Source organism: Bradyrhizobium guangzhouense (assembly GCF_004114955.1).
Lineage (GTDB): Bacteria > Pseudomonadota > Alphaproteobacteria > Rhizobiales > Xanthobacteraceae > Bradyrhizobium > Bradyrhizobium guangzhouense.
Map to the genome: position 1 here is coordinate 6,481,810 of NZ_CP030053.1, position 15,147 is coordinate 6,496,956.

General features: G+C 64.5%; 15 protein-coding genes. 7 read left to right on the forward strand and 8 right to left on the reverse strand.

What is annotated here, in order from left to right:
- Positions 1-68: 68 nt before the first annotated feature.
- The 4 genes from XH91_RS30885 to hemH all read right to left on the reverse strand — a co-directional run bounded on the left by XH91_RS30885 (position 69) and on the right by hemH (position 3,805).
- Positions 69-512, reverse strand: a complete 444-nt coding sequence (locus tag XH91_RS30885) for an NfeD family protein (protein WP_128954100.1) — start codon at positions 510-512, stop codon at positions 69-71.
- A gap of 53 nt (positions 513-565) precedes the next feature.
- Complete coding sequence (locus tag XH91_RS30890) at positions 566-1,570, reverse strand: SPFH domain-containing protein (RefSeq protein ID WP_128954101.1); 1,005 nt, start codon at positions 1,568-1,570, stop codon at positions 566-568.
- Between the two features lie 221 nt (positions 1,571-1,791).
- Positions 1,792-2,757 (reverse strand): ABC transporter substrate-binding protein, encoded by a 966-nt coding sequence (locus tag XH91_RS30895; RefSeq protein WP_128954102.1) that lies wholly within the window; start codon positions 2,755-2,757, stop codon positions 1,792-1,794.
- 10 nt (positions 2,758-2,767) lie between these two features.
- Positions 2,768-3,805 (reverse strand): ferrochelatase, encoded by a 1,038-nt coding sequence (gene hemH, locus XH91_RS30900; RefSeq protein ID WP_128954103.1) that lies wholly within the window; start codon positions 3,803-3,805, stop codon positions 2,768-2,770.
- Between the two features lie 81 nt (positions 3,806-3,886).
- Here hemH and XH91_RS30905 point away from each other — a divergent pair, with 81 nt between their 5' ends.
- Positions 3,887-4,285, forward strand: a complete 399-nt coding sequence (locus tag XH91_RS30905; protein ID WP_128954104.1) for an MAPEG family protein — start codon at positions 3,887-3,889, stop codon at positions 4,283-4,285.
- Between the two features lie 153 nt (positions 4,286-4,438).
- Here XH91_RS30905 and XH91_RS30915 read toward each other — a convergent pair whose 3' ends face one another.
- The 3 genes from XH91_RS30915 to XH91_RS30925 are packed head-to-tail and all read right to left on the reverse strand — an operon-like array spanning position 4,439 to position 8,237.
- Positions 4,439-5,527, reverse strand: a complete 1,089-nt coding sequence (locus XH91_RS30915) for a nickel/cobalt transporter (RefSeq protein ID WP_206733486.1) — start codon at positions 5,525-5,527, stop codon at positions 4,439-4,441.
- The gene (locus tag XH91_RS30920) at positions 5,524-6,159 is read right to left on the reverse strand and encodes a DUF1007 family protein (protein WP_128954106.1); all 636 of its coding nucleotides are present in this window, start codon (positions 6,157-6,159) and stop codon (positions 5,524-5,526) included. Before XH91_RS30920 ends, XH91_RS30915 begins: the two co-directional genes overlap by 4 nt.
- Positions 6,159-8,237 (reverse strand): M3 family metallopeptidase, encoded by a 2,079-nt coding sequence (locus XH91_RS30925; RefSeq protein WP_128954107.1) that lies wholly within the window; start codon positions 8,235-8,237, stop codon positions 6,159-6,161. The genes XH91_RS30920 and XH91_RS30925 overlap by 1 nt, the downstream gene beginning before the upstream one ends.
- Positions 8,238-8,374: 137 nt before the next feature.
- Between XH91_RS30925 and XH91_RS30930 the strand changes: the two genes are divergently transcribed.
- Positions 8,375-8,629 carry a hypothetical protein gene (locus XH91_RS30930; protein WP_128954108.1) on the forward strand — a complete coding sequence of 85 codons (255 nt, stop codon included), beginning with the start codon at positions 8,375-8,377 and terminating at the stop codon, positions 8,627-8,629.
- Positions 8,630-9,116: 487 nt separating this feature from the next.
- On the opposite strand, the gene XH91_RS30935 is transcribed toward XH91_RS30930, so the two are convergent.
- The gene (locus tag XH91_RS30935; RefSeq protein ID WP_164935684.1) at positions 9,117-9,305 is read right to left on the reverse strand and encodes a hypothetical protein; all 189 of its coding nucleotides are present in this window, start codon (positions 9,303-9,305) and stop codon (positions 9,117-9,119) included.
- Between XH91_RS30935 and XH91_RS30940 the strand changes: the two genes are divergently transcribed.
- The 5 genes from XH91_RS30940 (at position 9,304) to XH91_RS30960 (ending at position 15,096) form a co-directional block, all read left to right on the forward strand.
- The gene (locus tag XH91_RS30940; protein ID WP_128954109.1) at positions 9,304-10,446 is read left to right on the forward strand and encodes a type III PLP-dependent enzyme; all 1,143 of its coding nucleotides are present in this window, start codon (positions 9,304-9,306) and stop codon (positions 10,444-10,446) included. The two genes, XH91_RS30935 and XH91_RS30940, sit on opposite strands and share 2 nt — an antisense overlap.
- A 128-nt stretch (positions 10,447-10,574) precedes the next feature.
- A complete protein-coding gene (locus XH91_RS30945; RefSeq protein WP_128954110.1) occupies positions 10,575-11,162 on the forward strand; it encodes a GNAT family N-acetyltransferase in 588 nt (195 codons plus the stop codon).
- 147 nt (positions 11,163-11,309) lie between these two features.
- Positions 11,310-11,699: a RidA family protein gene (locus XH91_RS30950; protein WP_128954111.1), complete on the forward strand. Its 390-nt coding sequence runs from the start codon at positions 11,310-11,312 to the stop codon at positions 11,697-11,699.
- Between the two features lie 59 nt (positions 11,700-11,758).
- Entirely contained in the window at positions 11,759-13,201 is a 1,443-nt protein-coding gene (locus XH91_RS30955; RefSeq protein ID WP_128954112.1) for a homospermidine synthase, read from the forward strand.
- Positions 13,202-13,488: 287 nt separating this feature from the next.
- Positions 13,489-15,096 carry a lyase family protein gene (locus XH91_RS30960; protein WP_128954113.1) on the forward strand — a complete coding sequence of 536 codons (1,608 nt, stop codon included), beginning with the start codon at positions 13,489-13,491 and terminating at the stop codon, positions 15,094-15,096.
- Positions 15,097-15,147: the final 51 nt, after the last annotated feature.

Sequence of the window (15,147 nt, forward strand, 5' to 3'; positions counted from 1 at the left end):
AATCCCGAATGCCTCCGCGAAACAGCCTGGATTGCTTCGTCGCAAGAGCTCCTCGCAATGACGGCAATTCACGCCGCCGCCACCGTCAGATTGGCACCATCCACCTGTACCACCTTCACCCGCGTTCCCGCCGGCGTGTCCGGGCCTGCGACGCGCCACACCGTGTCGCCGATGCGCACGGTACCGTTGCCGTCGATGATCGGCTTCTCCAGCGTGAACTCGCGCCCCAACAGCGCCTCGGTGCGCCTGTTGAGGAAGGGGCTCGCGCTTTCATCAGCCTTCGGCCGGGCGAGCCGGCGCCACACCGGCACGGCGGCGGCTGCGAACACCGCGAACATCACGAGCTGGATCTGCCAGGAGATGACTGTAACGAACGAGATCAGGCCGACCAGCAGCGCGGCAAGCCCGAGCCAGAACAGGAACACGCCCGGCGCAACCACCTCCAGCGCCATCAGGACAAAGCCGAAGATCAGCCAGTTCCAGGTGCCGAGCGATACGAACATGTCGGTCATGACACGGCCTCTTTGTATGGGCGCACGAATTCAGCAAACTCATGCGCTGTTCCTCATCCCTGCCGCGGCGGGACCACCGGCGGCGTCCCACCGGCCGGCGGCACCGAGCCGGTGCGCCGCGCGGCGGCGGACGCCGATGCCGCGCTTTCGCCGAACGTCGCCTTCGCGATCTCGCCGATGCCGGCGAGCGAGCCGAGCATGCTGGTCGCCTCCATCGGCAGCATGATGATCTTCTGGTTCGGCGCATCCGCGAACTGGCCGAACGCCTTGATGTATTTATCGGCGATAAAATAGTTCAACGCCGCGACGTCACCCTTGGCGATGGCCTCACTGACCATTTGCGTCGCCTTGGCCTCGGCCTCCGCGGACCGCTCACGCGCCTCGGCATCGCGGAACGCCGCTTCCTTGCGGCCTTCGGCCTGGAGGATCTGGCCCTGCTTGGCGCCCTCGGCGCGCAGGATCTCGGACTGGCGCTGGCCCTCCGCGGCCAAAATGTCGGCGCGCTTGACGCGCTCGGCCTTCATCTGCCGGCCCATGGCCTCGACGAGATCGGCCGGCGGCACGATGTCCTTGATCTCGATGCGGTTGACCTTGACGCCCCAGGGCGACACCGCAGCATCGACGACGCGCAACAGGCGCTCGTTGATCTCGTCGCGGTGCGAGAGCACCTGGTCGAGATCCATCGAACCCATCACCGAGCGGATGTTGGTCATGGTCAGCACGGTGATGGCCTGGTTGAGGTTGGCGACCTCGTAGCTGGCCTTCGCGGCATCGAACACCTGATAGAAGGCGACGCCGTCCACCGTCACGGTGGCGTTGTCCTTGGTGATCACCTCCTGCTCGGGGATGTCGATCACCTGCTCCATCATGTTGATCTTGCGCCCAATGCGATCGAAATAGGGCACGATCAGGTTGAGCCCGGGGTTCAGCGTCTGGGTGTATTTGCCGAACCGCTCGATGGTCCAGTCATAACCTTGCGGCACCGTCTTTACGCCGGCAATCAGCGTGATGATGACGAGCAACACCAGAACAATCGCGAAAATATCGAAACCGCTCATATCTCCTCCAAGGCGGGAAAGAAGCCGGGAAACAGGCCTTTCCCGCGCTGTCATTGGTCGGGATCGGCACCCTACCGGTTCAGCGGTCGCTTTTCACGTCGGCATCCGCGTCTTTCTGCACAAGACGCTGGAAGCGGGAGCGGACACGATTATGTATTTGCGAAGGGCCCTTGAAAGCACGACGGCGCAGACCTAGCGGCAAAAGTTAACAAACTGCGACGTCATTCGATGACCTCGTTCGCGATTGCGAGCAGGCCGGGGGGAAGCGTAACGCCGATCGCCGTGGCCGTCTTCACATTGATCGCGAGCTCGAGCTTGATTGGATTCTGGACCGGGAGGTCCGCTGGCAGCGCGTCCTTCAGAATGCGGTCGATATAGCCCGCGGCACGTCGCAGCTGCTCGGCACTGTCGGTACTGTAGGACATCAGCCCGCCTTCGTCGACGAAGGCGCGGCTCCAGAACACCGACGGCAGGCGCGATTGCGCGATGGCCGCCAGCAGAGGCGCGCGATTGGCCATGGTGAAAAAGTCGGGCAGCACCAGGAAGCCCCCGTCCCTGCGCGCGGCCAGCGCGGCGATCGAGGCTGCATCATGCGTCGGCGCAGGCTCGATCACGACATGCAACGTCCGACCGGCATCCTCGAGCGTGCGCAGCATCAGCGGTGCGAACGGCGCAGTGGCGGGATTGTAGACGACGAAGGCGCGAGAGACCTTTGGCGTGACCTGTGTCAGCATCTCCAGCCATTTGCCGGCAAGCGGGCCGTCATAATCGGTGAAGCCGGTGATGTTGCCGCCGGGATGGGCAAGGTTTTGGACAAAACCCTGGCTGACGGGATCGGTGACCACCGCGAACACGATCGGGATCGTCGTGGTGCGCCGGCGCAGCTCCTCCACCGAGGGGGTGCCGATCGCGAGCAGAACATCCGGCTTGAGCGCGATCAGCTCGTCCGCGAGCCGGGCGATCGGAGCGCGATCACCCCCGCCATTGCGCCAATCGACCCTGAGATTGTCTTGCTCCTTCCAGCCATGGGTGGCCAGCGCCTCGACCAAGCGGGACTCTCCGATCACGTCATCGGCCGTAACCGAAAGCACGCCCAGCCGGCGCGGCTCGCCGGCCTGCTGCGCCAGGGCCGCGAGCGGCAGCACCGTGACCGTCCCCAGAAGCGCCAGGCAGTCGCGGCGGTTCATGGAACGCTCCCTAGATCCAACCCTGGAGCTCGCGCAGCACCAGCGTACGGATCACGTCCATGCCGGGATCGCTGTCGTTCAGGCACGGGATCGCGGAAAACTGCTCGCCGCCATTGTGCTTGAAAATCTCGGCATTCTCCTGCGCGATCTCCTCCAGCGTCTCCAGGCAGTCGGCGGAAAAGCCCGGCGTCACCACCGCGATCCTGCGAACGCCTTCTTTGGCGAGGCGCTCCATGGTCTTGTCGGTGTAGGGCTGCAGCCACTCGTCATTGCCGAAGCGCGACTGGAAGGTCAGCAGCAGCTTTGTCTCGTCCATGCCGAGCCGGCGCCGCAGCGCCTGCGTCGTTGCGATGCAGTGGCCCTGGTACGGATCGCCCTTGTCGACATAGGACTTGGGCATGCCGTGAAAGGACGCGACGATCAGCTCGGGCTCGAAGGACAAATTCGAAAGATGCGTCTCGATCGAGATCGCGAGCGCCCCGATATAGGCCTCGTCCTCGTAGTAAGGCGGCGTCACACGCAGCGTCGGCTGATTGCGCAACCGGGCGAGCACGCGGAACACCTCGTCGCAAACGGTCGCCGAGGTCGAAGCGGAATATTGCGGATAGAGCGGCACGGCCAGGATGCGCTCACACCCCTTCGCGATCAGCGCATCGATCCCAGCCTTGATCGAGGGATTGCCGTAGCGCATGGCCCAATCCACCACGACATGCGCACGGTCCGACAGCGCCGCGGCGAGCTTGTCGGCCTGCGAGCGCGTGATGGTTTTCAGCGGCGACTCGTTTCTCTCGACGTTCCAGATCTTCTGGTAGTCGAGCGCCTTGGTACGCGGGCGGCTGCGCAGGATGATGCCGTTCAGCACCAGTTGCCAGATCAGGCCCTGATCCTCGATGACGCGGGCGTCCGACAGAAACTCCTTCAGATAGACCCTGACGCCGGCCGCATCGGCCGTATCGGGCGTACCGAGATTGACCAGCAGCACGCCGACGCGCGGCTGGCTGGGCTGACCGGTCGGCTGCGCTGAAACGATGGGGGCCAGGGTCTCCATGGCCAGTTGCGTCGCGCGTTGCTCCGAACTTGTCAAGATGATGCCGGTTTCGCTAGGGTCGCCCCAAGCGGGGGAGGGAAGATGACACTCGCGGAATGGTGCGTTCTCGGAGCGCTGCTGCTCTATCTCGTAACGATCGCCTCAATCAAATGGATCAGGTTTCGCGGCTTCGACAATTCCCGGCCGCGCGATCCCGCCTTTTACGAAGACGCCATCTCGCAGCGCGCGCTCGGCGCCCACCAGAACGGGATCGAGACCTTCCCGTTCTTCGCCTTCGCCGTTCTGCTCGCCGAATTCCGGGATTCACCGCAGCGCCTGATCGACGAGCTCGCGGTGCTGTTTTTGATCGTGCGGGTGGCCTATGTATTGACCTATCTCGGCAATCGCCCGACGCTGCGTTCCATCCTCTGGAGCATCGGGTTTGCGATCAATCTGACGATTTTCTTCATGCCGATGTTGAAGAGGTTCTTGCCGGTGTGAGCTTTCGTGTCCCGGACGCGGCGCAGCGCGATTGCGCTGCTCCGCAGAGCCGGGACCCAGAAAGCCGAGCCCCACCGCGGGGAGAGATGGGCCCCGGCTCTGCAGCGCATCGTCGAAGGGACGCTGCGCTGCGTCCGGGGCACGGGGCCCGCCTCAAAAACACGTCGTCCGTTCGGCCGCGATGTAGCCGAACAGCAGCCCCGCCCCGAACAGCAGCACGAGGGCGGCGGCGCCAAACTCGATGCCGCGCATGAACAGCGCACCGCCGCCGTCGCGGCCCGCGCTCAGGCGGCCGGCGATGTCCTTGGCCGAGACGGCGACCAATGCGATGGCAGCGACCGTGATCGCGGTGCCCAGCCCCATCAGGAAGGTCGCGGCAATGCCGGCCCAGAACAGGCCCTGGGCGAGCGCGAACACCAGCACAAGGATCGCGCCCGAGCAGGGACGGATGCCGACGGTCAGGATCGCGGCGAACCCGCGCCGCCAGCCACCGGGACCAGCCAGCTCGCTCGGGGTGGGCCCATGGGAATGGCCGCAATGCTCGTCATGGACGTGGTCTTGCGCGTGCTGGTCATGGTGGGCGTGGTCATGATGATGCGCATCATGATGGTGATGACCGTGATCATGATGGTCATGCGGCACGCCGGCCATCGCCGGCACCGGCTGCGTCGCCTGGAGTGCGCGGAGGAACGTGCGACCCTTGGTCCAGGTCAGGCGCAGGCCGAACAGCGCGATCAGGGCATAGCTCGCGATTTCGATGGCCCCTTCCGCCTTGCACATGGTCCTGGCGGTCGCATTCAGGATCCAGGCCGAGATGCCGACGATCAGGATCGCCACCAGCGACTGCATCAGCGCCGAGGCGAACGACAGTGCGATGCCGCGCCGTGCGGTCTCGCGGTTGGCAACGAGATAGGAGGCGATCACCGCCTTGCCGTGGCCGGGACCGGCGGCATGGAAGATCCCGTAGGCAAAGGAGATGAAGAGCAGCGTCCACACCGCCGAGCCGTCGGATTTGGCGGCGCGAATGGTCGACGACATCTGGCGATAGAATTCCGACTGCTTTGCCAACAGCCAGCCGATCAGGCCGCTGGCCTCGGGCTCGGCCACTGGTGCCTGCTTCGGCGCGCCGAACGGATTTTGCGCGAAGACATCGTGGAGCGCGGCGTCGGCCAGGCCGACGATGAGGAGAACCGCGCCGCAGACGATGAGCCCGCGCCCAAGCGGCGAGAGATGCGGCTTCAAGGGCAATCCACCGTGATCTTGTTGGCGAACATCATGCCGAAATTGGCATTGGGGCCGTCCATGAAGGTCTGCTCGTTGAGCTTCTGCGCGGTCGCGCTGCCGTCGCTGGGACGATCGAGCTTCATCTGGCAGCCTGATGGCGCGCCGACCAGCTTGACCGGATTGTCCTTGGCCATCTGGAAATCGATGAAGAAGGAACGGTCGAAGACTTCGAGCATCAATTGCTTCGGCTTGAGCGGGGTCTTCAGCGGCAGGGTGAAGTGCAGGGTCAGCACTGAATCCTTGTAGTCGAGGAAGTAGTCGACCGGCTCGCCAAAGCGCTCCTTCTTGCCGTCGGCTTTCGCGAAGGTGAAGTAGGCGTACTCCTTCAGCGATTCGACATTGGTCTGCGCCAGCGGCCCAAGCTCCTCGCGCGTATAGGCACCCTTCTTCTTGGCCTCGAGCCCCTGCACCGCATAGGCCGAGAACATGTCGTCAAACGTCCAGGCGTGGCGGACACCGGTGATGCTGCCATCCTCGGCGTAGAGCAATTCGCTGGTCGCGGTGATCCAGACATGCGGATGGGCGCTCGCCGGGCCCGATGCGAGCAGCAGGCCGGCGAGCATCCATCCCAGCAGGGCGCGCATGCCGATCAGGCTGCCTTGTCGCCGAGCAGGCCGCGGCGGCGGAGCAGCGCGTCGGGCTCGGGCGGACGGCCGCGGAAGGCTTCATAGGCCGCTTCCGGATCGACCGAGCCGCCGCTCGAATAGATGTCGTCGTGCAGGCGCTTGGCGACATCAGGATCGAAGATGTTGCCGGCTTCCTCGAACGCGCCGAAGGCATCGGCATCCATCACCTCCGACCACATGTAGCTGTAATAGCCGGCGGCGTAGTGGTCGCCCGTGAAAATGTGACCGAACTGGGTCGGCCGGTGCCGCATCGCGATTTCCTCGGGCATGCCGATCTTCTCCAGCTCGCGCTTCTCGAAGGCGCGGACGTCCTGCGCGGCTGATGCCGGCTGGGAGTGGAACTCGAGATCGACCAACGCCGAGGAGACGAACTCGACCGTGGCAAAGCCCTGGTTGAATTTTCGCGCGGCGAGGAAGCGCTTGAGCAGATCGTCCGGCAGCGGCTCGCCGGTCTGGTAGTGGCGGGCGAACTGCTGCAGCACCTCGGGCCGCTCCTGCCAGTGCTCGTAGAGCTGCGAGGGCAGCTCGACGAAGTCGGTGAACACGGAGGTGCCCGACAGCGACGGATAGGTCACGTTGGAGAGCATGCCGTGCAGGCCGTGGCCGAACTCGTGGAACAGGGTGCGGGCATCGTCGGGCGACAGCAGCGAGGGCTCAGCTCCCGTGCCCTTGGCAAAATTGCAGACATTGATGACGAGCGGGGCGATCTCGCCGTCGAGCTTCTGCTGGTCGCGCAGCGAGGTCATCCAGGCGCCGGAGCGCTTGGACGGCCGGGCGAAATAGTCGCCGTAGAACAGCGCCTTGTGCTTGCCGTCGGGACCCTTGACCTCCCAGACCCGGACGTCGGGGTGCCAGACCGGCACATCCTCGCGCTCCTCGAAGGTGACACCGAACAGGCGTGTGGCGCAGTCGAAGGCGGCGGCGATCATGTGGTCGAGCGTCAGATAGGGCTTGATCGCAGCGTCGTCGAAATTGGCGCGCTGGAGGCGGAGCTTCTCGGCGTAGAAGCGCCAGTCCCAGGGCGCGAGCTTGAAATTGCCGCCCTCTGCCGTGATCAGCGCCTGCATCTCGTCGCGGTCGGCGAGCGCCCGCGCCCGGGCCGGCTTCCAGACCCGTTCCAGGAGGCTGCGAACCGCATCCGGGGTCTTGGCCATGGAATCCTCGAGCCGGTAGGCGGCGAAGGTCGGGTAGCCCAGGAGCTCGGCGGTCTCCTCGCGCAGCTTCAGGATCTCGCCGATGGTCGCGTTGTTGTCGTTGGAATTGCCGTTGTCGCCGCGGGCAATGAAGGCCTTGTAGACCTTTTCGCGCAGGTCACGCCGCGCCGAGCTTCTCAGGAACGATTCGACCGAGGAGCGCGACAGCGTGATGATGGCCTTTCCTGCCATGCCGCGGTCTTCTGCCGCAGCCTTGGCGCCGGCAACGAAGCTCTCCGGCAGGCCCTGGCGGTCGGCCTCCCCCAGCTCCATGAACCAGTCCTGCTCGTCGCCGAGCAGATGATGGCTGAAGCCGGTCGCGAGCTGCGCCAGCTTCTCGTTGATCTCGGCCATCCGCGTCTTGGCCTCGTCGGACAGGCCGGCACCGGAACGGTGGAAGCGGGTGTAGGTGCGCTCCAGGAGGCGGAGCTGCTCGGGTGTCAGGCCGAGATTGGCGCGGTTCTCGTGCAGCTGGGCAATGCGGCCAAACAGCACCGCGTTCATCATGATCGGATTCCAGTGTCGTGCCATCCGCAAGGAGACCTCCTTGTCGATATCGAGGATGGCCGGATTGGAATGCGCCGAGACCAGGTCGTAGAAGACGGAGGCGACCTTGTTCAGCAGCTTGCCGGAGCGCTCCAGCGCCGTGATGGTGTTGGCGAAGTCGGGCGCAGCCGGGTCGTTGGTGATGGCCGCGATCTCGGCGGAGTGATCGGCGAAGGCCTGCTCGAAGGCCGGCAGGAAGTGCTCCGGCACGATCTCGTTGAAGGGCGGGGTCGCAAACGGCGTCATCCAGGCCTTCAGCAGCGGATTGGTCTCGGAGTCCGTAATTTGGCGGGCATCTGACATCGCAAGTCTCGTTTTTCGAGGCAATTTGTTGGGGCCAGCTATAGCACGCGATGGGGCTTTTTTGGGCCATTTGGCCTTGCTCCCGCCCGCCTTTTCGGGGAGATTGCGGCCCTCGAAACACCGGACCTTGAATGCCCATGAACGCGCCCTCCTCGTCGTCCCGTCAGATCGTCTGGCCGAGCGTCATCACTGTCGTCAGCGCCGCCATCCTGATCGGCGCCGAGGTGTTCGGCGCCGCGTTTGCCGGCGGCTGGGCGCTCGCGATCCTGCTCGGGCTCGGTGATCAGGGCGCGCATATCCTTCAGGCCGTGCTGTTCGCACTCGGCGTGCTGGTCATGACCGCGTTCATCCGCGCGGCCCAGCGCGTCGAGCCGTTCTTCAAGCGCGGCTGAGGCGCCTCGCGCGACAGAGTCACGCGCGCGACACCAAAAACTTAACGCACGTTCATCTTCCGCGTCGCTCGCGCAACACCGCGCAAGCAGATGTTAGGCAATTCTGTTCTCAGCCTAAAAAAATTCTTGCGAAGCCGAGTCAAAACCCTTATGTGCGTTTTTGCCCAATTTCGCACGTGCCTGTGGTCGTGTGTCAGTCGGTAGGTATCCGGACAAGAGGCCGGACAGCCGCCAAGGGGTGAAGAAGCCGAGGGGCTCTTCGGAAGTGCAGAAGTCAAAGGCTGAGAAGCCGAACGACTGACGGCAAACCCGAAGCGTCCAGCATCTCTCTCAAGAGATGCCTTGTCGAAGGTGACTTCACTCTTTGCAACCGTGACTGGCAGCCGGAGGCGAACCGGCGCACCCCGCTCTCAACGGGGGACGCGACTTAAAGCAACGACGGATCGGGCTTTTTTGGTCTCTACCGGCATTCCACCGCCGGCGCGGGCTACTGAAAAGGCTTGTCCTTCATTGCCAGGTGAGCGGGCGGGAAACTCTCCCAACCAATCCACGGCAGCACAGTCTGGTTTGAGTCTTTTGGCTTCAGCGCGCCTCCATCGCGCGATGTGGCCGAAGCACTCTTATCCGACGTCACGTTGATGCGGATCCCGTCGCTGGGACCGTTGGAGAGTGCCATGACCGAACGTATCCAGGAATTCCTGCGCAACCGCCGCAAGGAAGGTCTCGACACCGAGCCGTGCCTCGTCGTCGACCTCGAGGTCGTGCGCGACAATTATCAGAGCTTCGCCAAGGCGCTCCCCGACAGCCGCGTGTTCTACGCCGTCAAGGCGAATCCGGCGCCGGAAGTGCTGTCCCTGCTCGCCTCCATGGGCTCCTGCTTCGACACCGCGACCGTCGCCGAGATCGAGATGGCGCTGACCGCCGGCGCCACGCCCGACCGCATCTCCTTCGGCAACACGATCAAGAAGGAGCGCGACATCGCGCGCGCCTTCGCGCTCGGCATCCGCCTGTTCGCGGTGGATTGCGCCGCCGAGGTCGAGAAGGTCGCCCGCGCCGCTCCCGGCGCGAAGGTGTTCTGCCGCATCCTCTATGACTGCGCCGGCGCCGAATGGCCGCTGTCGCGCAAGTTCGGCTGCGACCCGGAAATGGCCGTCGAGGTGCTCGACGTCGCCAAGCGCCTGGGGCTGGAGCCGTGCGGCATCTCCTTCCATGTCGGCTCGCAGCAGCGCAAGGTGAAGGCATGGGACCGTGCGCTGGCGATGGCCTCGCAGGTGTTCCGCGACTGCGCCGAGCGCGGCATCAACCTCTCCATGGTCAACATGGGTGGCGGCTTCCCGACCAAGTATCTGAAGGACGTTCCGCCGGTCGTCACCTACGGCCGCTCGATCTTCCGCGCGCTGCGCAAGCACTTCGGCAACCAGATTCCGGAGACCATCATCGAGCCGGGCCGCGGCATGGTGGGCAACGCCGGCATCATCGAATCCGAGGTCGTGCTCATCTCGAAGAAGAGCGACGAGGACGAGGTGCGCTGGGTCTACCTGGACATCGGCAAGTTCGGTGGTCTCGCCGAGACCATGGACGAGTCGATCCGCTACGCCATCCGCACCCCGCATGACGGCGCGGACATGACCCCGTGCGTGCTCGCAGGTCCCACCTGCGACAGCGCGGACGTGCTGTACGAGAAGAACCCGTATCCGCTTCCCGTCACGCTCGAGATCGGCGACAAGCTGCTGATCGAAGGTACCGGGGCCTATACGTCGACCTACTCGGCGGTGGCATTCAACGGCATCCCGCCGCTGAAAACCTACCACATCTGATCCGCCTCTCTTTCGAGGCCTGACCAACCCGGGAGCCGGCTTGCCGGCTCCTCATCCGACATTTCGATCTGACGACGTCTTGGACAGACGTGCCTTCGCACGCCGGTTCAAGCGGGGACTGACGCGCCATGACTACTCTTCGGAAGCCACAAGTCGCCCTCACCTCGAAAGCCGCTCCGTTCGCGATCCGGGCAGAGCGTGCTGTCGACGTCACGATGCGTGAAGCGCTGCTGGATGTTTGCTTTGGCGGGAACCGCCATGACCGCACCTGCCAGCGCCTGCGCGACGGACGCGCACCTGCCGCCGGCCTCGCGCTGGCCGCCGTGCGTGAAGGAGAGCTCGTGGGAACCGTGCGGTTGTGGCATGTCAGCGCCGGAGGCAGGCCCGCTCTGGTCCTCGGACCATTGGCGGTGGACCCTGCCTGCCGCGAGCTCGGGATCGGCGCCGCGCTGATGCAACAAGCGCTGGCCGCCGCCCGGGCGCGCGGGCATGGTGCCGTGATCCTGCTCGGCGATGCCCCCTACTACGCTCGCTTCGGCTTCTCGGCGAAGAAGACCGGCGCGCTGGTGCTGCCCGGCCCGTTCGAGCGCGACCGCCTGCTGGCGATCGAATTCATCGACGGTGTGCTTGACGGCGCCGAAGGAATGATCGTCCCGACCGGTGCGGCCCTAGCCAAACGGAGGTTGGTTCGTCCCCTCCGGGCGCACGCGGCGTAAGGGATAGCCTTCATGGTGACGACCGAAGCCGCATTGAGCGGCAACGCCCGCCCGCGCCTGCGCCAAGCCCTATGCTTTGGGGTTGCGTGAGCCCCGGAAACGCCCTTTAAACCCCACGAAATCCACCCTTCAGTCGAGGCCGAACCCATGCCACGTCGCCTGATTTCCACCGGCTCCCCCCTTGAGAAGAGCGTTGGCTACAGCCGCGCCGTGATCGACGGCGAGTTCGCCTTCGTCGCGGGAACCACAGGTTATGACTACACGACGATGACGATGCCAGACGATGTCACGAGCCAGTCACGCAACTGCTTCAAGACCATCGCAGCCGCCCTGAAGGAGGGCGGATTCGAGATGGCCGATATCGTCCGTGCGACCTATTACGTCACCGACGCCAGCAGCATCGATGCCCACTTCGCCGTCTGCGGCGAGGTTCTCGGCGACATCAGGCCGGCCGCGACCCTGCTGGTCGTCAGCGCTCTCGCCAAGCCCGAGATGAAGGTCGAGATCGAAGTCACCGCCAAGCGCCGCAGCGTCTAACAGCGCCGCAGCGCCTGATCCACCCAGCAATCGTCCGCCAGCACGTTCCGGAGAAACTCATGAGCCCCCCCTCGCAGATCTACGCGAAGATCACCGGTCCCATCGTCATGGTCGGCTTCGGCTCCATCGGCAAGGGCACCTTGCCGATGATCGAGCGGCATCTCGATTACGACAAGTCGCGCGTCACCGTGATCGATCCCAAGGACGAGGGCCGCAGGGCGCATTGCGAGCAGCAGAATGTGCGCTTCATCCAGAAGGCCGTGACCAAGGACAATTACCGCGAATTGCTGACCCCGCTGCTCACCGAAGGCGGCGGTCAGGGCTTTTGCGTCAATCTCTCTGTCGACACCGGCTCGACCGACATCATGGAGCTCTGCAACGAGATCGGGGCGCTCTACATCGACACCGTCAACGAGCCCTGGCTCGGCTTCTATTTCGATGCCTCCAAGGGTCCGGAGGCGCGCTCCAATTACGCGCTGCGCGAAGTGACGCTGGCCGCCAAGCGGGCGCGCCCGGCGGGCTCGACCACGGCCGTGTCCTGCTGCGGCGCCAATCCCGGCATGGTCTCCTTCTTCGTCAAGCAGGCGCTGCTCAACGTCGCCGCCGACCTGAAGCTCAATGCACCGAAGCCGAAGACCAAGGCCGAATGGGCCGACCTGATGCGACAGGCCGGCATCAAGGGCATCCATATCGCCGAACGCGACACCCAGCGCGCCAAGAAGCCGAAGGAGCCGGACGTGTTCGTCAACACCTGGTCGGTGGAAGGTTTCCTGTCGGAGGGCATGCAGCCGTCCGAGCTCGGCTGGGGCACCCATGAGAAATGGATGCCCGAGAATGCGCATACCCATGAAGCCGGCTGCGGCGCGGCCATCTATCTGATGCAGCCCGGCGCCAACACGCGCGTGCGCACCTGGTGCCCGACCCGCGGCGCGCAATACGGCTTCCTCGTCACCCACAACGAATCGATCTCGATCTCCGATTACTTCACGGTCCGCGACGCCTCGGGCAAGGCGGTCTACCGACCGACCTGCCACTACGCCTACCATCCGGCCGACGACGCCGTGCTGTCGCTGCATGAGCTGTTCGGCCGCGCCGGCAAGATGCAGGAGAAGCACCACATCCTCGAAGAGGACGAGATCGTCGACGGCATCGACGAGCTCGGCGTGCTGCTGTTCGGGCACGACAACAACGCCTACTGGTTCGGCTCGCAGCTCTCGATCGAAGAGACCCGCGCACTCGCCCCCTATCAGAACGCCACCGCCCTGCAGGTGACCTCCGCCGTGCTCGGCGGCATGGTGTGGGCGCTGGAGAACCCCAGGGAAGGCATCGTCGAAGCCGACGAGATGGACTTCGATCGCCTCTTGGAAATCCAGCTGCCGTATCTCGGCCCGGTGAAGGGTTTTTACACCGAGTGGACGCCGCTGACGGACCGTCCGGGCCTGTTCCCTGAGGATATCGACACCAGCGATCCCTGGCAGTTCCGGAATATCCTGGTGCGCTGAGCGCGGCTCGCTGACGCAAACAGCGAAAACAACCCCATGCACAGTAGCCGGCATCGGCCGGCACGCCGCCATTCTGTTTTTTCGAAATCCACTTGCGACGTCGGGCAAAACAGTGGCATTATGGCATTGTGTGAAATCTGCCCAACCGGCGATCCCTGGCAGTTCAGGAATCTTCAGGTGCGCTGAGGGGCGCACCTGTCCGGGCCGCAATGAACGGGAGGCTAATAGCCTTCCGTCAGCCCGGATGCTAACCAACCGCCCGGTCGCACGGCAACCGGGAGCTCCGCATGAAACTTATCGCCTGTATCGCGGGAGGCCTCAGCCTCCTGATCGCGTCCCACGCATTGGCCGCGGACACCGGTCAGTTACCCTGCAAGACCACGCAGGAATGCAACGAAAACGCCGCCAAGATCGGCGCCAACGCTCCCAGCGGCGCGCAGCCCTCGACCAGCAAATCCGACGCAGCAGAGGACCAGTTCTACTGGCTCAACAAGATCAACAAGGCGTCCACCGTGATGCTGGTGGAGGAAGGCATCTTCCCGAAAAATATCGGCCAACTGATTGCCACCGGCGTGGACTACACGATCCGCCAGGCGCGTGAGCCCGATGGCAAGCGCCCGAGCGACGTCCTTCAGATCGAGAAGATCATGACCGACAAGGTCGGCGAGGAGGCCTCCGTCATCCACGCCGGGCGCAGCCGCCAGGACATGTACGCGACCTTTCGCGCTGCCAAGCTGCGTAACCAGACGCTGGATTTTGCCGACGCGCTGCTCGGCCTGCGTGCCAAGCTGCTCGCCAAGGCGGCCGACAATCTCGATGCGCTGATGCCCGGCTACACCAACGGCGTGCAGGCGGTGCCGATCACCTATGGTCATTACCTGCTGGCCTATGAGGAATCCTTCGAGCGCGACCAGCAGCGCGTCAGCGAGGCCTATCGCCGCCTCAACCTCAGTCCGATGGGCGTCGGCGTCATGTCCGATTCGATCTGGCCGCTGAACCGCACGCGCCTCGCGCAGCTGCTCGGCTTTGACGGCATCGTCGAGAATTCCATGGATGCCAACCAGGTGATCCCGTTCGACAACCAGCTCGAGGCCACCGCCATCGCCAATTCGGCCGCCATCCGCATCGGCGCGATGATGCAGGACCTGCATACGCAATACGCCGAGGTGCGACCGTGGCTCTTGCTGCAGGAGGGCTCGACCTACACCAGCAGCTCGATGCCGCAGAAGCGCAATCCGGGTCTGATCATGCAGGCAAGGATCGCCGCTTCGGATGTGGTGGGGCTGTCGACGGCGGTGTCGATCCGCGCTCACAACGTCGTGTCGGGCATGGTCGATTACAAGTCCGAGTCCGAGGACCTCGGACTATTCCCGCGTGCGATCAAGATGGTCACCGCCACCGGCCGGGTGTTCGATGCGATCGTGGTCAACAAGGCCCGCGCCAAGGAAGAGCTGGAGAGCGACTGGACCTCGACCATGAACCTCGCCGAGCTGCTGTTGCAGGCGCATCAAATCCCGTTCCGCGTCGGGCATGGCTTTGCATCACAAATGGTCAGCTATGCCAGGCCGCTGGATCTCACGCCGAAGACCATCCCGTTCAACGAAGTGACCGACCTCTTCGCCAAGACGCTTGCCAAATTCAACATGCCGGAGAGGCCCTTTCCGATGAGCGAGGCCGAATTCAGGGAGGTGATGTCACCGGACTGGATCGTGACGCACACCAAGGGCGTCGGCGGTCCGCAGCCGGAGGAGACTGCACGCATGCTCAAGGCGGCCCAGCAGCGCCTCGATGCCGACAAGGTCTGGCTCGCCGCGCAGCGCGACAAGCTCGCGAAGGCCGACACCGCGCTCGATCAGGCGTTTGCGGCGCTCTTGCCTGATAGCGCGGCGCATTAATAGCCGAGGGCCGGGCGCGCCATGCCGCGCCCCGCCCTCTCGCATCGCCTC